This window comes from Paenibacillus sp. FSL R10-2788 (assembly GCF_038003885.1).
GTDB classification, from domain to species: domain Bacteria; phylum Bacillota; class Bacilli; order Paenibacillales; family Paenibacillaceae; genus Paenibacillus_AQ; species Paenibacillus_AQ odorifer.
This window is the reverse complement of sequence record NZ_JBBOQA010000001.1, coordinates 2,927,356-2,949,577: the sequence shown is the minus strand read 5'-3', so window position 1 is coordinate 2,949,577 and position 22,222 is coordinate 2,927,356. Positions and strand designations below refer to the sequence as shown.

At 43.1% G+C, this 22,222-nt stretch carries 20 protein-coding genes and 1 other annotated feature; of the genes, 10 read left to right on the top strand and 10 right to left on the bottom strand.

Annotated features, from left to right (window positions below; all coding sequences use genetic code 11):
* Nucleotides 1-159 precede the first annotated feature (159 nt).
* The 3 genes from NSQ50_RS12965 (at nt 160) to NSQ50_RS12955 (ending at nt 4,492) form a co-directional block, all read left to right on the top strand.
* Nucleotides 160-2,409, top strand: coding sequence for a pectate lyase family protein (locus tag NSQ50_RS12965; protein WP_244886476.1), 2,250 nt, complete (start codon nt 160-162; stop codon nt 2,407-2,409).
* 890 nt (nt 2,410-3,299) lie between these two features.
* Nucleotides 3,300-3,617, top strand: coding sequence for a transposase (locus tag NSQ50_RS12960; protein WP_036683594.1), 318 nt, complete (start codon nt 3,300-3,302; stop codon nt 3,615-3,617).
* On the top strand, nt 3,566-4,492 hold the full coding sequence (locus NSQ50_RS12955; protein WP_143766314.1) for an IS3 family transposase: 927 nt from the start codon (nt 3,566-3,568) through the stop codon (nt 4,490-4,492). Before NSQ50_RS12960 ends, NSQ50_RS12955 begins: the two co-directional genes overlap by 52 nt.
* A gap of 420 nt (nt 4,493-4,912) precedes the next feature.
* Here NSQ50_RS12955 and NSQ50_RS12950 read toward each other — a convergent pair whose 3' ends face one another.
* Both NSQ50_RS12950 and NSQ50_RS12945 read right to left on the bottom strand, forming a co-directional pair.
* A complete protein-coding gene (locus tag NSQ50_RS12950; protein WP_076224753.1) occupies nt 4,913-6,034 on the bottom strand; it encodes a DUF4179 domain-containing protein in 1,122 nt (373 codons plus the stop codon).
* Nucleotides 6,027-6,563 (bottom strand): sigma-70 family RNA polymerase sigma factor, encoded by a 537-nt coding sequence (locus NSQ50_RS12945; protein WP_076179033.1) that lies wholly within the window; start codon nt 6,561-6,563, stop codon nt 6,027-6,029. The genes NSQ50_RS12950 and NSQ50_RS12945 overlap by 8 nt, the downstream gene beginning before the upstream one ends.
* Before the next feature lie 224 nt (nt 6,564-6,787).
* Here NSQ50_RS12945 and NSQ50_RS12940 point away from each other — a divergent pair, with 224 nt between their 5' ends.
* Nucleotides 6,788-7,171, top strand: coding sequence for a winged helix-turn-helix transcriptional regulator (locus NSQ50_RS12940; protein WP_076179032.1), 384 nt, complete (start codon nt 6,788-6,790; stop codon nt 7,169-7,171).
* 150 nt (nt 7,172-7,321) lie between these two features.
* Here NSQ50_RS12940 and NSQ50_RS12935 read toward each other — a convergent pair whose 3' ends face one another.
* Nucleotides 7,322-7,747: a hypothetical protein gene (locus NSQ50_RS12935; protein ID WP_036686349.1), complete on the bottom strand. Its 426-nt coding sequence runs from the start codon at nt 7,745-7,747 to the stop codon at nt 7,322-7,324.
* A gap of 197 nt (nt 7,748-7,944) precedes the next feature.
* Nucleotides 7,945-8,227: a binding site (T-box leader), on the top strand.
* A gap of 104 nt (nt 8,228-8,331) precedes the next feature.
* Here NSQ50_RS12935 and trpS point away from each other — a divergent pair.
* Nucleotides 8,332-9,327, top strand: a complete 996-nt coding sequence (gene trpS / locus NSQ50_RS12930) for a tryptophan--tRNA ligase (protein WP_038570477.1) — start codon at nt 8,332-8,334, stop codon at nt 9,325-9,327.
* A 68-nt stretch (nt 9,328-9,395) separates the two neighbouring features.
* Here the strand turns inward: trpS and NSQ50_RS12925 are convergent, their stop codons facing one another.
* From NSQ50_RS12925 to NSQ50_RS12915, 3 genes are all read right to left on the bottom strand, one after another.
* Nucleotides 9,396-10,628: an aminopeptidase gene (locus NSQ50_RS12925; protein WP_038570474.1), complete on the bottom strand. Its 1,233-nt coding sequence runs from the start codon at nt 10,626-10,628 to the stop codon at nt 9,396-9,398.
* A gap of 104 nt (nt 10,629-10,732) precedes the next feature.
* Complete coding sequence (locus NSQ50_RS12920; protein ID WP_038570471.1) at nt 10,733-11,191, bottom strand: hypothetical protein; 459 nt, start codon at nt 11,189-11,191, stop codon at nt 10,733-10,735.
* A gap of 103 nt (nt 11,192-11,294) precedes the next feature.
* Nucleotides 11,295-11,642: a hypothetical protein gene (locus tag NSQ50_RS12915; RefSeq protein WP_038570468.1), complete on the bottom strand. Its 348-nt coding sequence runs from the start codon at nt 11,640-11,642 to the stop codon at nt 11,295-11,297.
* A 191-nt stretch (nt 11,643-11,833) separates the two neighbouring features.
* Here NSQ50_RS12915 and NSQ50_RS12910 point away from each other — a divergent pair, with 191 nt between their 5' ends.
* Both NSQ50_RS12910 and NSQ50_RS12905 read left to right on the top strand, forming a co-directional pair.
* The gene (locus NSQ50_RS12910) at nt 11,834-12,931 is read left to right on the top strand and encodes a VanZ family protein (RefSeq protein WP_244886475.1); all 1,098 of its coding nucleotides are present in this window, start codon (nt 11,834-11,836) and stop codon (nt 12,929-12,931) included.
* A gap of 87 nt (nt 12,932-13,018) precedes the next feature.
* Complete coding sequence (locus tag NSQ50_RS12905; protein ID WP_076224751.1) at nt 13,019-14,458, top strand: serine hydrolase domain-containing protein; 1,440 nt, start codon at nt 13,019-13,021, stop codon at nt 14,456-14,458.
* A gap of 67 nt (nt 14,459-14,525) precedes the next feature.
* On the opposite strand, the gene NSQ50_RS12900 is transcribed toward NSQ50_RS12905, so the two are convergent.
* Nucleotides 14,526-15,290, bottom strand: coding sequence for an exodeoxyribonuclease III (locus NSQ50_RS12900; RefSeq protein ID WP_036686601.1), 765 nt, complete (start codon nt 15,288-15,290; stop codon nt 14,526-14,528).
* Nucleotides 15,291-15,481: 191 nt separating this feature from the next.
* Here NSQ50_RS12900 and NSQ50_RS12895 point away from each other — a divergent pair, with 191 nt between their 5' ends.
* On the top strand, nt 15,482-16,627 hold the full coding sequence (locus NSQ50_RS12895) for an MFS transporter (RefSeq protein WP_076101700.1): 1,146 nt from the start codon (nt 15,482-15,484) through the stop codon (nt 16,625-16,627).
* A gap of 162 nt (nt 16,628-16,789) precedes the next feature.
* A complete protein-coding gene (locus NSQ50_RS12890) occupies nt 16,790-17,077 on the top strand; it encodes a hypothetical protein (RefSeq protein WP_036686338.1) in 288 nt (95 codons plus the stop codon).
* Between the two features lie 60 nt (nt 17,078-17,137).
* Here the strand turns inward: NSQ50_RS12890 and NSQ50_RS12885 are convergent, their stop codons facing one another.
* Nucleotides 17,138-17,998 carry a helix-turn-helix transcriptional regulator gene (locus NSQ50_RS12885; protein WP_036686336.1) on the bottom strand — a complete coding sequence of 287 codons (861 nt, stop codon included), beginning with the start codon at nt 17,996-17,998 and terminating at the stop codon, nt 17,138-17,140.
* Nucleotides 17,999-18,125: 127 nt separating this feature from the next.
* Between NSQ50_RS12885 and fabF the strand changes: the two genes are divergently transcribed.
* Entirely contained in the window at nt 18,126-19,364 is a 1,239-nt protein-coding gene (gene fabF / locus NSQ50_RS12880) for a beta-ketoacyl-ACP synthase II (protein WP_076101699.1), read from the top strand.
* Nucleotides 19,365-19,448: 84 nt separating this feature from the next.
* On the opposite strand, the gene NSQ50_RS12875 is transcribed toward fabF, so the two are convergent.
* Nucleotides 19,449-20,921 (bottom strand): family 43 glycosylhydrolase, encoded by a 1,473-nt coding sequence (locus tag NSQ50_RS12875; RefSeq protein WP_370510598.1) that lies wholly within the window; start codon nt 20,919-20,921, stop codon nt 19,449-19,451.
* 183 nt (nt 20,922-21,104) lie between these two features.
* Complete coding sequence (locus NSQ50_RS12870) at nt 21,105-22,172, bottom strand: ABC transporter ATP-binding protein (RefSeq protein ID WP_036686331.1); 1,068 nt, start codon at nt 22,170-22,172, stop codon at nt 21,105-21,107.
* Between the last annotated feature and the right edge of the window lie 50 nt (nt 22,173-22,222).

The following is a 22,222-nucleotide window of genomic DNA, read 5'->3' as shown; positions in this document are numbered from 1 at the left end:
CTCCTAGTTCGTATAGATCAGAATTCATCGTTGAATACCCAAAAAGCTATTATAGCACTAATTAAAAAAAGGACTTTATAATCATATTATTACTTATATTTATTTCCGATATATGTATTTATATTAATATAAATTTATAAATACATAAGGAGGATTACAATGAGTTTGCTAAAATCAATCAAGAAAAATGTGAGTGTTACTATGTGCATAACCCTGCTCTTTTCTCTTTTTATTGTGTATCCGGCAAGTGCTTCTACCTTCTTCCAAGACCGCTTTGAAGAGGGCGGTAATCTATGGACATCCACTAGTGGGAATTGGACTATTGTTGAGGACGAAGGCAACAGCGTATATTACCAGTCTGCCACAAAAGAAGGACGTACTTCTGCAGGTGATTCAGCCTGGAGCGATTACACTGTGGAAGCGGATGTAAAAGTAGTTGATTTTAATGGCTCAAACAGAACTTATGTTGCAGGCAGATACATAGATGGAAATAATTTTTATGCAGCTTCTTTGTATAATAATAATGATGGCATGCTGGAAATCAGAAAAAAGGTTTCTGGATCTACTACAACTTTGACCAGCAAACCCTACACTCTGCAAACAGGAGTTTGGTATAATGTAAAACTTGAAATGAGCGGAAATACCATCAACATGTATGTAAATGATACGCTGGAGCTCTCAGCTTCCGATTCCAAATTAAAAAAAGGTACAGCAGGGCTCGTTACCTTTAAGACAATTACGATGTTCGACAACGTGACCGTTTCTGACACCAATGGCACTACACCGACACCGACTGTCACGCCGTCACCAACTGCTATACCGACTCCGACTGCTATACCAACACCAACTACAATACCGACTCCGACTGCTTCACAGACACCAACTGCTTCACCGACACCTACTGCTACACCAACACCTACTGCTGCACCGATACCGACTGCAATACCGACTCCGACTGCTACACCAACACCTACTGCTACGCCGATACCGACTGCAATACCGACTCCGACTGCTACACCAACACCTACTGCTACGCCGATACCAACTGTTTCACCAACGCCTACACCGGTACAGGTTAGTGAATATGATTTGGCTGGGTTTGCCACAGGAACAACAGGTGGTGGAAATATCCAAGAAACCAGTCCACTCTATAAAAAGGTATATAGCGCAGAAGATCTTGCCACTGCACTGAGAAAAGGATCCAAAATAAAGGTTATTGAAATTATGAACGACTTGGATCTGGGATGGAATGAAATTTCTGATGCGGCAAAGATCTCCCCATTTAGCGCTCATAACAGTGCTTTAACACATCCCGTATTAATAGAGACTGGTGTCAGCAAAGTGTCTATAGACAACTTCGACGGTTTGACCATTTTCTCTGCTAAGGGTGCAACCCTTAAACATGCCGCTTTTACTTTTAAAAGAAGCTCTAACGTCATCATCCGCAACCTTGAATTTGATGAGCTGTGGGAATGGGATGAAGCAACCAAAGGAAATTACGATAAAAACGACTGGGACTACATCACCATTGAGAATAGCAACAACGTATGGATCGACCACTGCACCTTCAATAAATCTTATGACGGAGTTGTCGATGTTAAAAAAGGCAGCAACGGCGTCACCATTTCATGGTCTTCCTTCTTAGGGGATGATAGAAACGCAAACAGCTGGGTTACTCAGCAAATTAATGCTATGGAAGCCAACAAGGCTGCTTATCCCATGTACGCTTATTTAAGAAGCAGCTCAGTTGGCCTAAGTAAAGACGACATCATTGCGATTGCCGCTAGTCAAAAAAAGGGCCATTTAATAGGCGCAACAGAATTTGCAGCTGATAATGCGCTTCTTTCTGTGACGCTCCATCACAACTACTATAAAGATATACAAGACCGCATGCCCCGCCTTCGTAGTGGTAATGCGCATGCCTATAACATTGTAATGGACAACGAAGATACCAGATTGGCTAAAAAACGTCTAACCTCCGCTATGGAAAAAGCGATCTCAAGCAAGGGGTATCATTTCGGGGTTACAAGTAACGGAGCAATCTCGACAGAAGGAGGAGCTGTATTACTTGAAAGTTCTGTAATCATTGATGTAGTGAATCCACTTCGCAACAATCAAGCGGATGCGAGTAATAGCAAATATACGGGTGCAATCGCAGCTTTAGATACGATCTATTCACTAGATGGAGCAACATTCAGAGGAGACAGTACATCTAAGAACAGCCCTCTCTCCCCTGCACCCGCTGCCGTTAAAGCATTTGCATGGAACGGATTCACAACACTACCTTATAGCTACACTTCAGATGACCCAGTTAGTCTAAAATCTAGACTTACCGCTGTTGACGGTTCAGGGGCTGGCAAATTGTCCTGGTCAAACGAGGAATGGTTGAAAACAAGTTACAGTAACTAATTCGACTAATGCGACTAATGCGACTAACTAATCACTGAACACATACTCCCATAACTACAACGAGAAAAGTTACTAACTTAGTTGCCACATTAGCGCCACCTTTGCACCAAATTAGCGCCATATTAGCGCCATATTAACACCACATTAGCACCACTTTTGTTCCGCACTAACGCCACTTTTGTTCCGCCGAAATATCTAAGACGCTCAGACGGTGTTTTACAGTTTACTGTGCAGTATTTACGAGGTCAGATGGCGAGTTTACAGTTTACAGTGCAGTATTTACGAGGCCAGATGGTTCGGACTCAGGAGCCCTTATTTCGAAAAATCCGGGCATTTCGCAGTGCTATCGGACTCAGATGCAGCTATTCAACCCAATATGCTTAATTTTGGTGTGGATTTAGACCAATAAGAGCTATGCAGTCCGAAAACTCAGCAAAATGGTCAAAAAAGCCAAAATAGTTGCAATACAGTCCGTTAGGAGTGTTACGCGCGTGAGAAACATGAGGAACATGAGAAAAGTGAGGAGCGTTATTAACTTAATTGCCACTTAGCAACACTTTTGTACCGCACTAACGCCACTTTTGTTCTGCCGAAATATCTAAGACGCTCAGACGGTGTTTTACAGTTTACTGTGCAGTATTTACGAGGTCAGATGGCGAGTTTACAGTTTACAGTGCAGTATTTACGAGGCCAGATGGTTCGGACTCAGGAGCCCTTATTTCGAAAAATCCGGGCATTTCGCAGTGCTATCGGACTCAGATGCAGCTATTCAACCCAATATGCTTAATTTTGGTGTGGATTTAGACCAATAAGAGCTATGCTGAAGCTAGAATGAAAAGTGGACAGTAGTTAACAGACTGGCGATAATGAGTCCACGGAGGTGTGTTCACATGGGAGAACATCGACAACGGTATAACGAAGAATTTAAAAAACAGACAGTGCAGTTCATTCAAGAGCAAACAAAGACAGTGGGCGACTTGGCGGAAGAGCTCAACATCCCAAAAAGTACCCTGCATCAATGGATGAGCCAGTATCGAGAACTAAAGAATGAACCGGCAGCTAGCGTGGATCGAGTACGGGAACTCGAGGCACAGTTGAAAGAAATGAGCCGACAACTTCAAGAAAAAGATAACAAGATTGCTGATGTGGAAGAGGAATTAGCGATCGTAAAAAAAGCAGTGCACATCTTCAGCAAACCAAGGAACTGAGATTCCAGTTTATTGAAAAACATCGCTCCGAGTTTCTCTTGGAGAAGATGTGCATGACCCTACATGTGTCACGGAGCGGGTACTACAAGTGGCGGACAGAAAAAAACAGTACGCATATGCTTCGTAAGGCTGCGATAATGAAGCGAATTCAGTATCATTTTGCAGACCATCAAAAGCGGTATGGGAGTCCGAAGATCACCCGCCTGTTGCATCAAGAAGGTTATACCGTTACCGAACGCACGGTGAGTGTGTACATGCGACATATGAAGCTTCGCTCCATTGTCTCCAAAACGTATCGCGTACAGACCACCGACTCCAATCATGACCATCCGATTGCCCCGAATACGCTGAACCAGCAATTTAAAATACTCAAACCCAATTCAGTATGGGTTACCGACATTACGTACATTCCTTGCCGGGGAGGGCGCTTGTACCTGGCTAGTGTGATGGACCTTTGCACGCGCGAAATCGTGGGGTGGCGCTTGGAGAACCATATGGAAACTAGCTTAATTTCGGGCGCCTTACAAGATGCTTACGAAGCTAAACAACCGGAAAAGGGTCTATTACATCACTCCGATAGAGGTTCTCAATATACTTCTCATGAATACAGGCAGCAGTTGAAAGCGTATGGCATGGAGTCCAGCATGAGCCGCAGAGGTAACTGTTATGATAACGCCTGTATCGAGTCGTGGCACAGCATTTTGAAAAAGGAGCTCATTTATTGTAATCCACGATTCAAAACTAAGGAGCAAGCCTACCAGACACTTTTTCAATATATTGAGTTTTATTATAACCGCAAGCGAATGCATGGCGCGCTGGGGTATCTTTCTCCAGTTCGTTTTGCTGAGCAATTGACTAGAATGTCTGTTGCGTGAGTGTCCACTTTCTTGACAGAGGTCCATGCAGTCCGAAAACTCAGCAAAATGGTCAAAAAAGCCAAAATAGTTGCAATACAGTCCGTTAGGAGTGTTACGCGCGTGAGAAACATGAGGAACATGAGAAACCTGTGAAACATGTGGAGCCTGAGAACATGAAGAGCCTGTGAAACGTGAGAAGCCTGTGAAACGTGAGAAGCCTGAGGAACATTAAGAGCCTGTAGCCCGTGAGGAGCATTAAGCACATATAGTCCCGATAGGAGCATTAGGAGTTTGTTCTCATTAACAAGTGATGCGTTTGGTGTTAATGGTAACTCACAAAGTTAGTATAATGTCCCAACAATAACAAAAAGGCCGCAACCAGCGGCCTTTTTGCTATATTACAACTCCCAACGCATATTCACTAATATCGTATACCGCTCATTTTTTCAGAATATCAATATACTCTTCTTTCTCTCGATCTGCCCCCGCATTAAGCTTCAGTCGTAGAGACTTCGGGTGATCCAACACATTACTGCTGAAGTAACTTATAAATCCATCATCAGCTCCACTACCAGAATTCGGATTAATTTTAATGTCGTGCTTCCCAACCTGCGCAGTTAATTCATAGGGGAGCTTTTGAAACAGTTCATTTCGGACGATCCAATCCGTTTGCAATTCCTCATTTATCGTATATTTGAGCGCTATGCTTAACGGAGAAAGCTCGACTTCGGCTAGTTTTACTTCCTGTCCGTCAATAATAAAGGGATGGTCTACAACTAATGTCTCCGTCTTCTGCTCCCAAAACTTAGGATCAATAGAGAAGTTCACTTTTAAACGATCAGAATACCGCATGTCGGATAAAACCGTTCCTGTTTTCGGTTTACTTAACATTCCCGGGTCTACAGAGGCAATCTGGAAATCCGCCACTACGTCTGTTGGCCTTGGTTTATTTCGGTCCAGTGAGAATATAGTTTTACCGAGCCAAGTATATATGGTTCCCTCTGCGTGTGCTCCCATTCCGCCCCTATTCCCATTCTCCTCCATTACGTCTCGTCCAGTTTCAGCATCTGTCAGCTTCACACTATTTACACTGTACACTTCCTGACCATCACTTGTTGTCCCTGTATACAGCAGCATGATTTTATTTTCATCAGCAAGCACAGCATTCAGAGTAATTTTATATCCATTTGATTCAGCACTCTTATTAACGATTTGTAAATAATCATTCCGGATTGCAGACTCTAAAGTAAGAGCATCAATATCAGCTGCAGCCAATGTTTTAAAAGGCTCCAATACGCCCCAATCGAACGTTTCAGCACTCGAAGTCCCTTGCTGTGGCATCAGCTGGGTTGGATTGAAGAACAGCAGGCCCGCTATCATCACTGCAGCCGCCAGCACAGACATCGCGCTTTTTGTGAACATTAACCTTCTGCCACGTTTCTTGCCTAATTCCAAACCTGCTTGGATCGCATAGATTTGAGCGGCTGCATTCTCTATTTTTTGTTCTTGTGGGATACGTTCGGCATCGCTTAACATGGCAAGCTCCTCTTGACTACTCATGGTTCCATTCACCCCGATTCTTTATGATGGTTCGCAACTGCTTCAGCCCCTTATGCTGCCAAGTCTTAACCGTCCCCTCGGGTTTATTCATAATATTAGCGATCTCAGTCAAGGTCATATCGTTGTAGTATTTTAGCAGCAGCACATGGCGATACTTGGGCTTAACCTGCTCGAGTGCCCACAGCATTTCCATCCGATGATGGCCAATGTGTGTGACCTGTTCTCCTATTCTTTCATCTACCAGCGGCGTGGAACGTTTTCTTCGTCTTTGTTCATCTATACAGACATAAATTAGAATGCGAATAATCCATGATTTGAATGCTTTGGGGTCCTTTAAAGTTTTTCTTTTAATCCAGGCCCGGCAAGTCATTTCCTGCATCGCTTCCAGCGCATCGTTTCGGTTCCGCAAGTAACTATAAGCAATACTGTACAGTTGTTCTCTATGTACCAATATCGAATCGTAAAAATCTGTCTCGCTCCGAGTATCAAGAATCGTTACTTTTTTCATTTCTGCATTAGTCATCGTCATGTCCTTCCTTAGCCTCCTCTCTTCAACCTTTCATAGATTAAGACGGGGGAGGTATAGAAACGGTTTTTATTTCGTTTTGCTTTTTTTGCCCAAAGCTCTCTAAATTATAGCATTCTATAAAAATTGAACGAAAAATGTTATGATAGGTTAAATTGGACATAATCAATAGTACGCACTCAAAAGTGCCATAGGTGCTAAAAAGTACCCATACCTTGGAGGTTATCATGACAACAACATCTACAACAACTGTCAAGAAAAAATACAATATTTCTGTTGAAGCCACACTAGAGGTCATCGGAGGGAAATGGAAATGCGTAATTCTATGTCATTTAACTCATGGCAAAAAACGCACCTCCGAGTTAAAACAGTTGATGCCCGGCATTACTCAAAAAATGTTAACCCAGCAGCTACGCGAGCTTGAGGCAGATGGAATCATCAACCGAATTGTTTATAATCAGGTTCCACCAAAAGTAGAATACGAGCTTAGTGAATATGGTGATAGTTTAAGCGATATTTTGACTGCATTATGTAATTGGGGAGAACAACATATCATTAAGCAATTCGGCGATAAATACGCTGTTTTAGAGGATAACATTTTAAATAAATAAACCGCTCTATCAAGGGTATGGTTGGATATTTATGCTGCGAGAGTTGTACTTCAATTATACGTTCATGAAAAAAGGACAGCTGAATCAGATCGATTCAACTGTCCAAAGCTTTGATTCACCCGTCCCTTGAATGGCGCACAGGAACACAACTTAAATTACGCCCTCTCCTCCAATAGCAGTTGCTGTGAATGATATGGGTCCAAATAGATTTATAGGCAAGTTGCTATCATTCTGAATTACCAATTCATAGTTGTGGACTCCAATATAAGCACCATCAACCCACTGAGCACTTAATTGAATATCAGTAATAGTAGTAAAACGATAAAAGGATCTATAAATATCGACTCCAGCTCGTCGGATGATAACAAGAAATTGGCTATTAGCAAGTGCAGTAAGACTAAAACTACCATTTAACTCGACTCTACTGGAGAAAGAAGCCGGATTAGCCGGACTAATATTTACTTGCGCTGTGGCTAGACCCGCTCCAGCTCCAGGAATCCCTGCAACCGTTATAGCTGTAGTAAACGGATCTAACGGGATTTTTGCCTGTGACCCATAACTTATTATTGTCGCCATTTATCATCACTCCATTTCAAGGTTATAGAGTAGTATATTGTGAATCCGCAATGATAGATTGGACTAAATTCCTGATGATTATATACATTTAAGGTATACTTTGCTAGATCATATAAACCTAGATACCTCATCAATCACCATACGATTTCCACTCATTGACAACACCCCTGTTCAGAATTACAATAATTCACATATCATGAACAACGATGACAAAGGGTAAGTAGACAGACGAACATGGTCTTCAGAGAGCCGGTGGTAGGTGCGAACCGGTGACCAGCGTATGCTCGAATGGCCTTTATAGTTGTTTTTCCGAACTATCTTAATGGATGCAGTAGGGAAAACCGGGGTTCCCGCCGTTATCAAGGGACCTGTATCGAGAATTAATTCAACCTCTCCGTACAGGTAAGAGAAGATCGAAAGCCAAGAATCGTAAGGTGACACGATCATTTAAGGTGGTACCACGACAACTTCGTCCTTATTGGATGAGGTTTTTTTGTCATTTAAAGGAGGTGATGGCCATGGATGATGGCTGGTGGTGGCGACTCGAGTGTAACCAAATGCTAAATAACAGGAGGAATTTTTATATGATGAACGAACGTGTCTTAACTGGAGATCGAGTGACTGGAAAGCTTCACCTTGGCCATTACGCCGGCAGCTTGCAGACCCGAGTAGCCCTTCAGGAGCAATATGAAACTTTTGTGTTTTTAGCGGATATTCAAGCCCTAACGACCCATTTTGATCGTCCGCAGCTGCTGGGTCAACATCTGCATGAGATCACACTGGACTATTTATCTGCGGGTATAAATCCGGAGAAAACAACTATATTTATTCAATCGATGATCCCTGAAATCGCAGAGCTGACCATCTTGTTCTCTATGTTTGTTACTGTGAATTCTTTACGGCATAATCCCACGATTAAAGCCGAATCAAAAAATTCCAGCTTAGATGAATTGTATTACGGTTTTCTAGGTTATCCAGTTAGTCAGACTGCTGACATAACTTTTTGTAAAGCAACGATCATTCCTGTAGGAGAAGACCAGCTCCCCCATCTGGAATTAACCCGCAAAATCGTCCGCAGATTCAACGAGCTGTACAGCCCGATACTGGTGGAACCCAAAGCGCTGATCAGTGAGACGCCGAGACTTGTGGGTACGGATGGCAACGCTAAAATGAGTAAAAGCCTTGGCAATGCCATCGAGCTGGACTCCACTAAGGAAGAAATCACCTTCAAGATAAGAAAAGCCACAACCGATCCTGCGCGTGTGCATAAAAATGATCCTGGACATCCAGATATCTGTCCTATTTTTGCTTATCATGGTGCTTTTCGCTCAGCGGGGGTAACCGAAATTCGTGAAGGCTGTGAGCGGGGTACCATGGGTTGTTCTGCTTGCAAACAGTTGATTTCGACAGCTCTAGATCAGCTTATAGAACCGATGCGAGAGCGGCGTTCCTATTATGCTACTAAGCCCAAGCTTGTGCAGGAAATCTTAATCTCTGGAACACAGCATGCCCGCAGCATTGCTCAGGAAACAATGGCCGAAGTACGTGAGGCTATGAGTCTTAACTATTTTTCAATCTAAAAATGATATTTATAGGTACTCAAAAAAGCCGGAAGCTCATTGGAAGAGATCCGGCTTTTTTCTTCTCCTTACAACACCCAATTTCCCTTACGGAATACGGGTTCAATCGTGCCGTCCGCCAGCTCTCCGTCAATATCCAGCTCTGCTGAACCGATCATAAAATCGACATGAGTTAAGCTGACATTAGCTCCTCTAGCCACAAGCTCTTCGTTCGTAAGCTTTGTGCCGCCTTCAATATTTACAGGATAAGCACTTCCTAACGCGAAATGGCAGGAGGCATTCTCATCAATCCCTGTATTGTAAAAAATGCGGTTCAAGCGAGAGATTGGAGAATCATGCTGCACTAAGGCTACTTCTCCTAGATAAGATGCACCTTCATCCGTTGCCAGCAGTGAGGTTAAATGCTCGCGTCCGGATTCAGCTTCATAAGCTACGACTTTCCCCTTTTCAAAAGTGAATGAAAGTCCTTCAACTAAACGTCCATTCAAATTAAGAGGGAGCGTGCTTCTAACTGTGCCATTCACTCCAGTACGATGGGGCATGGAATAAATCTCTTCTGTTGGCATATTAGCAACAAAATAAACACCTTTATCATTCTCACCGCCACCCCCGCGCCATAAATGGCCTTCCGGAAGCTCTACATGCAGATCCGTTCCCGGAGCACGGTAATGCAGGCTTTTATAACGTTTAGCGTTCATTCTATCCTGACTTTCTTTCAACTGACCAATATGCTCTCTCCAAGCAGCTACCGGATCATCGCTGCCCACACGATTCATCTGGAATACAGCTTCCCACATCGCCTCTACCCGCTCTTCTTCAGGAAGATCGGCAAAAACCTTGTTCGCCCAAGCACGTGTTGGCGCTTTGACCAGAGACCAGCTGATTTTGCTGTTCCGAGTATATTTGGAGTAGTTCTTGCGAGCAACAGCTGCTGCTTTGACTGCTCTAGATACCTTAGAAGAATCAATGCCATTAAACAGTTCCGGATCAGGTACTTTAATATGTAAGATGGCACCATTTTCTTCCGCGAATTTCTCCATCATCTCAGCCTGCCACTGTGGATAGTAATCGAAAGAATCCTCTGGGGCTTTTTCATAACGGATCCGTGTAGTTGCTTCATCGTCCCAGTCAACAATTACATATTTTGCTCCCGCTTCATAGGCTTTCGCTACAATCAAGCGAGTAAGTTCTGCGGTTTCTATCGGTGCATGTACCATAAGGACTTGTCCAGGCTGTACATTTACTCCTACTTTTACAACTAGGTTCGCGTATTTCTCCAGCATTACTTCAAAATCTTTCATGAATTCTCTTCCTCCATCTCTAGGGTTGCTATAAGCACTCGGTCAGCTTCACTTCTTATTTTAACGCAAAACGAGGATAGTTGCGATTCGATTTAGATTCTCAGTTACTTCACTTCAGGTATTTCCCCTGTATAGACACCTAGAGCATTCTTATGAATCTCTACAATGGACGTTCCGATCTGCTTATCATTATGGTAAGCAATCACTATGATCTTGGTATCCTGAGGCTCATTTATTTGTTTATTCTTTCCATCCATTGGACTCCAATAAATTTGATCTCCAGATTTGATTTTCAGCTCAAGACCTTTGTTATGCACCTTGTAGTCAGGGGGGTTCCATAACAATAAATTGCCGGACGTAGCCTGTATCTTAATAACATTCGCCCCTTCAGCAGTTATAAGCATAGGTAATCCTGGAGCACTACTATCAGTCACCCTGTATTCCGCTGTTGGGAACAGAACTTCCGGTTTCACCTCAAGTGATTGATTATTATGCTGCAAAATAAAGAAGAAAAAAAGTAAAATCGTTAAGCCCATGACGCCTCCGATGATTATTTTTTTCACTATTCAACCTCCCTTCTACCCTAATACTGTAACATATTTCCTTAATCTGGACAGTTATCAGCCAAATAAAGCGGCTCCCACAAGGAACCGCTCACTTGAATCACTATTTTTTATCCACCTGTAGCAGTGTTACGGTCTTCAAAGCATAAGTATGCATGATTTTATCCTCTGAAATTACATTCAACTTGGTCAAGCTTGCCACCTTTGCCGGATCTGATTTGGAGAGCAAACGCCACACTTCAGGGTCCGATAAGGTCTCATATAACTTTGCATCATCATATTCTTTGCGGTTTTGCACGACCAGCTTCACTTTATAGCTGCCAATTTCAGTCTCGGTGGTTTCCTGCTCACTACAATAATTTAAAATATCCTGACGAAGCTCGGCCAATTCTTTTTCAATATCTTTTTGCTTTTGCTTGAGCCGATAATACTGCTGAACCTTTTTCTCCATCCACTTCACGCTCCTTCATAGACATATGTATGCCGGAAACGTTCGATAAATTAGTTGAGTTCCCTATCATAAAAACTTATAATGAGCCGGGGATAGCTAATTTCCAAGTAGAGTCAAATTTCTTATAAAAACAATTCCACGGCAGGTGACTTATGTTTCATTCGTACTTTTTTCCAATTTCGTATGCGTTCATGATGTTTCCAATAGCAGCGCTGTTCTTCACACTTCCTTTTCTTATCGTACAATACCGCAGACATGGCTATATACATAAGCTTAGAGCTTTAATCCTATATCTGCTGCTGCTCTATCTGATGAACGCTTATTTTCTAGTCTTGCTTCCTTTTCCATCCTCCCGGCACAATGCTGCACCTTCTGGGAGTATCGTCCAATTCATTCCCCTTCAATTTATTCAGGATATTGTGGATGGATCGACGATCATCCCTGATCAAATCTCTACCTACTGGTCATTACTGCGTGAGCCTGCATTTTTACAGGTCATTTTTAACGTTGCATTGACCGTACCGTTTGGAATGTTTCTGGGCTATTATTTTCGTACACGCTGGGTCGTGTGCATTCTACTATCCTTTGCCTTTTCCCTGTCCTTTGAGATCACGCAGATTACAGGGATTTACGGTTTCTTCGATCATCCTTACCGTCTTTTTGATGTCGATGATCTCATTACCAACACAATCGGAGGAATCTTTGGATTTCGAATTTCCATTTGGATCTCCGGGCTATTGCCACGTATAGAACAACTGGATACAAACATTAACCGCTCTGCCAAAAGAGTCTCCTATACCCGCAGAGGAATAGCTTTTCTAATCGATAGTATGGTGTGGAGCATCGGGTTTGGGGTACTCTTCGGATTCGATATAAAAGCTGCCTTCTGGATTGTAACTGGTATTTACTTCATGCTTGTTCCGGCTCTCACGGGCGGACGGACCTTAGGGAAATGGATGGTGCGGATTCGGGTGAAGAGCAGCGGGAATCATGCTTTTTTCTGGGCTCTGATGCTCAGATATGGCCTGCTATATTGGTTGCTGCTTGGGATTCACTCTCTTTTGCTTGATTCCGCCCTTCTAGGGCATCTTTCCTCCGTATGGAATATGCTTATTCATCTGTTTGTTCTATTGATAGACTTGGCTTTCTTTATTCATTTAGTCATTAGTATATTCAAAAAAGAAACTCAGCTAATATATGAGAAACTAAGTCAAACTTCTCATGTTATTTCTTGGCCAGAGAAACGGCTCCAATCTGATGTATCCAGCAACAGCCCTGTAGAAAGCTAAACTAGTTATTTTTTAAAGGGTATTTTAACATTGGAAATTATTATAGAATTAGGAGGTGAGCATTCTCAAAATTTAGGAGATGAGCGTATGGAAACTACAAGCAGCTTGCGGTTATCTAGAAGTCTTCCAGAAGAACAGGGCATTTCATCAACCGCAATATCCAGCTTTATTAGTGCAGTAGAGGAACAAAATTTAGGCCTGCACAGCTTTATGCTACTTCGACATGGTTATGTGGTCTCTGAAGGCTGGTGGGCCCCTTACAGGTCCGATCTTCCGCATATGTTATTTTCACTTAGCAAAAGTTTCACCTCAACCGCAATCGGGTTTGCTGTTACAGAGAAACTCGTCACCTTTGATGATTCTGTCCTATCCTTTTTCCCTGAAGATGCTCCTGATCCAATCACAGACAATCTAACCAATATGACAATCAGACATCTATTGATGATGGGTACCGGGCATGTCGTGGATACTATGGACACACTTCGCAAAAGTGCAGACGGGAATTGGGTGAAGGCTTTCTTCTCCGTCCCGGTCGAGAAACAACCAGGTACACATTTCCTATATAATACCGGTGCTACTTACATGCTGGCCGCGATCCTTCAACGGGTTACTGGCCAAACACTGCTAGAATATTTAGAACCACGCCTCTTCGTTCCTCTGGGCATTCACGGCGCAACGTGGGAGTCTTGTCCACGCGGAATTAACACAGGGGGATTTGGCTTAAACATTACAACCGAGGATATCGCTAAATTCGGCCAGCTATACTTACAAAAAGGAATCTGGAATAATCAACGGGTTCTGCCTGAAAAGTGGATTAATGAGGCTACTTCCAAACATATTTCCAATGGCGAAGGCGATCATGACTGGGCAATGGGATATGGGTATCAGTTCTGGCAATGCCAGCACGGTGCCTACCGGGCAGATGGCGCCTTCGGTCAACTCTGTGTCGTGCTTCCGGAGCAAGATGCCGTAATTATTACTACTGCTGCATCAGACAGTATACAAGGAATGTTGAATGCTGTGTGGGAACATCTGCTTCCCGCGATGGAGCAAGCACCCTTGCCATTAGAGCCTGCTGCTTCTGCCCACTTGGTTGAACAATTAAAGTATTTATCTATCCAACCGCCACAACTGCAGCCATCTTCATCACAAGAAGAACGAATAAACAGCTTAACCTATAAGCTCGATGACAACCAATTTGCCTTGGACACCTTCTCTATCTCTTTCAATAACAACGAAGCTGCAGTTACTTTACAATTTAAGACTGGAGAGGATTCTGTGATCTGTCTTGGTCGAGGGAAATGGCTCGAAAGCTTCGCACAGGTCATTGATGCTTCCTTGAACCGAATCATGTCCAGCTTTACTTGGGTTGCTGATGATCAGCTACAGCTCACTTTATTGTTTATTGAAATGCCTTTTTGCATAACTCTTGAAATAATCTTACTAGAGAAGCAGCTAATTCTTAAACAAAAGTTTAATGTGAATATGGGACCGACTGAATTCCCTGAGATCATTGGCAGACTATAATTCTTAATGAATAAAAAAGGCCGCTTCCTCCTTTAAAGAGACTTAGCGGCCTTTTAAATATTCGATCCTAGTCAGTGAAATCAGCAAGCTTGAGGATGACCGGGCAATGATCGCTCCCCATAATGTGGCAATCAATTTGGGCATCCAGCAGATTAGGTGCAAGTCTAGAAGAAGCTAGGAAATAATCAATCCGCCAGCCTACATTCCGTTCTCTCACCTTCGGCATATAAGACCACCATGAATAAACGCCTTCAAGCTCTGGATGAAAATATCTAAAGGTATCTATGAAGCCGGACTCCAGCAGCGTACTCATTTTTCCTCTTTCTTCATCGGTAAAGCCAGAGTTTCCGCGGTTAGCTTTAGCATTTTTGATATCAATATCCTGATGGGCTACGTTCATATCGCCGCATACAACGACTGGTTTTAGCTTGTCCAGTTCCAGAAGGTAATTGCGGAAGCGGTCCTCCCATTCCATTCTGTAATCCAATCTAGCCAGATCTCGTTTGGCATTTGGTGTATACACATTCACTAGATAAAAATGTTCGAACTCCAGCGTAATAATCCGGCCTTCCGCTTCTTCATCCTCTTCCATTCCGTATCTCGCAGAGATCGGCTTGATTTTGGTGAATATAGCTGTGCCTGAATACCCTTTTTTCACTGCATAATTCCAATATTGATTGTATTCTTCACCCTGTTCCAGAACAATCTGCCCTTCTTGCAGCTTTGTCTCCTGAACACAGAAAATATCTGCTTCTACTTCCTTAAAATATTCATCAAACCCTTTTTTCACACAGGCCCGAAGGCCATTCACATTCCATGATACCAACTTTATCATTAACGTTTCTCCTTGCATTTTGCTTTGATAGTAACCAGTTTATCATATAACGACCAGAAATTTATAGAGGATTAGGGTCATCTTGAGCAATTCCGCGAATAGATTTATATCCTAATCATTTACTATCCATGATACAATAGCAAAATTGACTCTATACAAATTTTCTAACACGTGAGGTAAAAAAACTTATGAATGCACCAAATCTTTTACGAGGGTTTAACTTTTTGTATTTTGCTCTGCTGGCCATGTTTATTCCCTTTCTGCCAGTCTATCTAAGTGAACAAGGTCTAAGCCCATCGCAAATCGGCTTCATTATTGGAACTGGTGGTTTTGTTACCATCATTGCTCAACCTTTATGGGGGATGATTAGTGATAAAACAAAAACCATCCGCAAAGTGCTGTTAGCTCTGCTGTTATGCTCAGCGGTGACCGGATACTTTTTGTTCGATTCCAGCAGTTATGCTGTTCTCATTCTTTTTGCTATGCTGCTGTATTTCTTCTTGATGCCCATTGATCCGCTGACAGAAAGCTTGAATTTCCGAGTCTCTGAGGTGGCTGGAATTAGCTATGGTTCTATCCGTACATATGGTGCGCTTGGTTATGGTGTAATGGCTTTGATTACTGGCTATGTGCTTGGTTTTTTCGGCTCTCATGGTATAGCTCTTCTGTTTGTTGCCATTTGCCTTATAAGCTTTATAGTAAGCTGGAACATGCCAGATGCCCCCGTCACAGGTAAACCGGTCACGCTGAATAGTCTCAAGCACTTTTTTGGCAACAAAAAGACATTGATGTTTCTGGTGCTCATATTTATTAGCTCTGTACCCGCACGAATGAACGATACATTTATTGGAGTTTATATTCGTGAGCTTGGTGGCAGTCCTCAATTGGTAGGCCAATCGTTTTTCCTCGCGGCAATAAGTGAAATCATTGTCTTTGCATTAAGCTTCTGGTGGTTGCGTAAAGGAAAAGAACTGATCATCATATCGATTTCCGGAGGCTTCTATTTCCTTCGTTTCTTTATTTCAGCTTGGATCACTGATCCACACTTATTAGCCTATTTGCAGATTCTGCAAATTCTTACCTTCCCTGTGTTCTACTCGGCTGCTATTCAATACCTGTACAGTATTGTACCCGAGGAATGGCGTGCTACAGGCCAGACCGTACTTGCACTGTTGTTCTTCGGTGTATCAGGTATCCTGGCTTCTTATGCTGGCGGGGCATTATATGATGCCTTTGGGGGTAAAGCTCTTTACTTAACGATCTCCGCGATGTCGTTTGTCGGCATGCTGTTCGGATTGATACTGTATCTGATTTATCGAAAAAAAACGGAATAAGTGTACCAAAATAAACCGGGGTTGTCCCAGCCACTTTCTAAATGGCTATAGGACATCCCCGGTTTTTTCTATCAAAAAGTGCTAATTCACCATGGCATTCGCTCTAGCATTAATAGATTTTCAACATAGAATATCCTATCAAACGAAAAGGAGGTCGTTACTATGGCCATCGTATTACCGATTCAATATTTCAATTTAGCCCCTGTCATTGGTAAATCTTATTATGAAAACCTTGCAGGTGGTATTAACGCTGCTGTTACTGTGAACAATAACTCCAACTTCCCAGTAGATTTAGTAATCACTCGTGTGAATGCTCCAGTTATCACATACACGATTCCAGCGTTCAATAGCCTTACGCTTGCAGTTCATGCCCTTTTGGTAGCTGCACTCTTAAGCACTCCTGCTGGCACCACATTCGGAACTATTGAAATTTCAACATCAGATTTCTAATAGTGTAGTATTAAGCATCTCTAGCTGAAAGTTCAGCTAGGGATGCTTCTCTATGTGAATCTAGCTTAATCCTTCTATTGTATGCTGCTCCATAAGCTGCTTTAGCTTGGTTTCAGTATTCGAATCTCCCGCAGGAGTATAGATGCTGCATCGTAAATCGGCACTGCCATGAACCTGCAAAGAGGTAAGATGAAATAACATTTTCCCCGCCTTGGCATGTCTGAATTCTAGTAACACATCCGGGGCCGAACTAACCCGACTTTGCTCCCACATCTCATTAAAAGCCGGATGCAATTCTTTCAATTCCTCTATAAATTCATCATACCAATGATCCTCTACATACTGTCCGTAATACGCTCTGAAGATAGAAAGATAACCGCTGACGAACTGTTCCCAATTCACCGCTAAGCGTCTGAACTCCTTACGAACAAATAACAATCGGATCATATTCCGCTCTTCGATGGGCAGCTTTGAGAAATCAAGAAAAACATGCGCGGCAGCATCATTCCAACCGACGATCCCGCAACGTCTATCAGAAATTATCGTAGGACAATATTTGAGTTCCTGTAAAATTTTCTGCAGCGAAGGACTAATTACAGAAGATTCATCTTGCGGATAGGGTGTGGTGCCGGTTCCAGTTTCTAAAGCCAGTGCAAAAAGATACTTCCGCTCGTCTTTAGTCAGCCTAAGTGCAGTGGCAATACAGTCCAAAACAGATGACGAGACTTTTATATCTCTGCCTTGTTCAAGCCACGTATACCAGGTGCTGCTTACCCCTGCAAGCTGTGCAACCTCTTCCCTGCGGAGTCCTGGCGTCCTTCTGCGTGTGCCTTCCGGCAAGCCTACAGAGCTTGGTGAAATGGCCGCACGACGTGCTTTCAAAAAATCGGATAATGCTTGTAATCTTGTTTGATTAGCCATAAGCTACCTCCACTTTGGGATTCCTGTTCCTTTAGTATAGTACAAATTATACTAGGATAAACGATAACTTGTAATAGGATAAGTAAAATGAAAAAATACTAGTATACACTAGCTGAGGAGGTTCATTATGGAACGCGTAGTGATTACAGGCATGGGCTTAATCTCACCACTTGGGAATACAATCGGGCAATTTTGGGATCGGCTAATTTCTGGTGAGTCGGGTATATCCCCGATCACTTCATTTGATACAACAGGTTTTAAGACGAGGATTGCTGGCGAAGTACGTGATTTCGATGCAGAGGGCAGATTTGGCCGTAAAGAGGCACGCCGAATGGACAGATTCAGTCAGTTTGCCCTCGCAGCTACTGAAGAGGCTTGGAAACAATCTGGTCTCCAGCTTGATAAGATTGACAAGGAGAGACTTGGCGTTTATGTAGGATCTGGCGTTGGAGGAATTCAGACCTTGATGGATCAAGGTACGGTCCTGAAGGATCGTGGTCCTGATCGAGTTAGCCCTACCTTAATTCCCATGATGATCTCCAATATGGCTGCGGCAATGATCAGCATTAAATTTGGAGCTCTCGGCCCGACCATGTCTCCAGTAACAGCTTGTTCTATTGGCAATACTGCGATTGGCGAGGCTTTCCGTTTAATTCGTTATGGCGGTGCGGACATCGTTATAGCCGGGGGTTCTGAAGCTGCTATTACTGGCATCTCGCTGGCCAGCTTTGGGAATGCCACCTCTTTATCTACACGAAATGAGGAGCCTACGAAAGCGAGTCGTCCTTTCGATGGAGAACGGGATGGCTTTGTAATCGGTGAAGGCGGCGGCATAGTCATTCTAGAGTCACTCTCCCATGCTCAGCGTAGAAACGCCAAGATTCACGGCGAAGTGATCGGGTATGGTGCTAGCTCTGATGCTTATCATATGGTTGCCACTCATCCGGAGGGAATTGGTGCCTATCAAGCTATGAAGTTAGCGCTAAATGAAGCTAATCTCCAGCCTCACAATGTAGATGTAATCAGCGCACACGCGACAAGTACAGTAGTAGGAGACCACTCTGAAACACTAGCGATTAAAAAATTATTTGGCGAGCATGCGTACCACATCCCCGTAACCGCTAATAAGTCCATGACTGGACATGCTTTGGGGGCCGCTGGCGGCTTAGAAGCCATTGCGTTAGTTAAGAGTATCCAAGAAGGAATCATTCCTCCTACCATCAATCAGGACACGCCTGATTCCATCTGTGATTTGGATTACGTACCTAACAATGCACGAAAAGCTAATCTCGAAATAGGCATCTCCAATTCATTTGGCTTCGGCGGCCATAATGCTGTTATTGTGATCCGAAAGTTCGTAGACTAATCTTACATTATAAAAGGGGTTTCAACTTAGCCATTACACATGACTAGTTGAAACCCCTTCTGCTGTTAATCCTTTTAAACTATCTTATTCCGAAGGTGATACATGACTTCCCCAGATAGAGATCCCTTCATTAGAAACCGCGGTGAACGTCATAACATTACTGGCTGTAGCTTCATTCCACTCTTTCAGGAACACACCCTTATAATTAGAACCACCTATCGTTAACTCTGCAGTATGATCGTCGATAAGCTTCCACTTGCCCTTAACCGCGCCTTTGATTTTACCACTCTTCGTCAATTGAATTAGCTCTGATTGCACGATATCAGCCGTAATCTCTTTATTATGATTTACATATTTGTATTCGCCTGCGATTTGCTCTTTCGTATATTTATCAATGGTCTCGCCGCCATAACGGTGTGGTGCGACCACCGGCCAGCCATCAGCGTTCATGAACATTTGATGTACTCTAACCTCATGCTTTTCACCACGATTCGGGAACCGTGTATGGAAGATCAAATAATACTTGCCAGTCTCTTCATCGTAAAATGCGGAGTTATGTCCTGGTGATACATATCCTTCCCCACTTACTGGGAGCTCATCGTCATTATTCAGGAATTCGAAATTCCCCATGAGTTTAACTCCGTAAGGAGCATAAGCAGGATCATCAAACAATACGCCAGCTGTGCCCTGTGAATGGATCATATCCTGGCCCTCAGAATCTTCAAAAGGTCCATCAGGTGTCTTCGAGCGAGCTACACGGATGTTATATCCACCATCTGCAGCCAGACCTCCGTAGGATAAGAACAGATAGTAGTAATCCGTCTCAGGACTGTACAGCATATAGGGAGCTTCTATCCGCGCATGATTTGCGCCTAGAAGCTTTTTGCCATAACCTTGGTCTGGCAGTGGGAATCCTGTGCTTGTATCCAGTTCCATAATAAAAATACCACCAGAATAAGAACCATACACCATCCACAATCTGCCTTCTTTATCAAAGAACACATCCGGATCTACAACATTCGGCTTTTGTGTGGCATCATAAGTTTCTCCGTCATCCCCTGCGCCCACCATACCGGACTTCAGAAAGATCCCTTTGTTCTTATAAGGTCCTTCAATATGGTCTGACACGGCTATACCGAGTGCTGATAATGGGGAATCGCCTTTACAAGCGTTGTAATACATATAATATTTGCCATCCGCCAATTGAATGACATCCGGAGCCCATAAGGTGTCCGTCTTTCCCCAGGTTAAGGCCTCTTTTAATTCCTCTTTGACATTCGGGATGAGTACGTTTCCATCAACAACTCCAGAGGACAATTGAGTCCAGGACATCAGGTCGTCGGATTTAGCAGAAGCCAAATGAGAGCCAAACACATAGTACTTATTATCAGCCAAAATAATGGATGGATCATGTACAGAAACATTTTTAAAGACAGGCTGAACAGGCTCAGGTCCGCTGTTTGTGTTGCCAGAGTTAGCCGTGTCGTTGTTGCATGCGGTTACAGCTAATAATGAAACACTAAGTAAAGTAGTAATAATTATCTTCTTCATCGTTATACCCCCTATGTATGCCTTTTCATTTTGAGATGAAAACGATAAATAGTCAACCCTTTTATTTAATTAAGTTCGTATTAATTCATACTTATTTAAATAATAGTGAACATTTTAGAAAATAAAAAAAACGCTAAGCCAACTAAATGGCCTAACGTTTCCTCTTATTATTTAGTTAAAACAAGTTGCTTACTTAGCGCCTTCTTGCACTAAAACAGGCTCTGGATAAGCGTTCTTAAGCACACGTTGTCTATTCTTAACAACTGTTGGTGGTTCCACCTTAGGAGCCATCGGATGCATTAGCCAAGATTTCACCATATGGGTATCCGAAACCTTATACATTGGAGGCTCTTTCTCCATATCGATTTGCATAGCATAGGTGCTGCGAAGTGCGAAGGCATCACCCTTAGGCGGTTTGATCAAATCTGGAGGTGTACCAGGAATCGCGGTAAGCAAAGAACCTTTGCTCTCAAGACTTGGCATGGATGCAAGTAATCCCCAAGTGTAAGGATGTCTTGGATCGTAGAAGATCTCTTCTGCAGTTCCCATTTCAACAATTTGTCCGGCATACATTACCGCTACACGATCCGCCATTCTTGCTACAACACCAAGATCATGGGTGATAAAAATAATCGCCGTATCAATCTTCTTCTGTAATTCCTTCATCAGGTCAAGAATCTGTGCCTGAATGGTTACGTCGAGCGCTGTAGTTGGCTCATCCGCAATCAGAAGCTTTGGGTTTGCTGCAAGTGCCATTGCGATAACGACACGTTGACGCATACCGCCACTGAACTCATGTGGATATTGATTGAAGCGGCGCTCTGGTGAAGGAATACCTACTAGCGTAAGCAGCTCAATCCCACGTTTATTTGCAGCTTCTTTGGAGATTTTCTCATGTTTGTGCAGTACTTCAGTTATTTGTCTGCCGACCTTCATCATCGGGTTCAAGGAAGTCATCGGATCCTGAAAAATCATACCGATCTCTTTACCACGAATCTTCTGCATTTGCTTTTCAGTCTTACCGATCAAATCTTGTCCATCAAATAAAATTTGTCCACGTTTATATTCTCCTGGCGGCGTTGGAACTAGCTTCATTACCGCTTGTGAAGTTACACTTTTACCGGAACCGGATTCCCCAACAATCGCTAGAGTTTCACCTTTATCTACATGGAAGCTAACACCACGGATCGCTTGTACTTCTCCACCGTGTGTTTTGAATGATATCGCTAGATCTTTTACCTCTAAAAGGCGCTCCATCTTGTCACCCTCTCATTTCCTCGTCAATTATGATAATGATTCTCACCAAG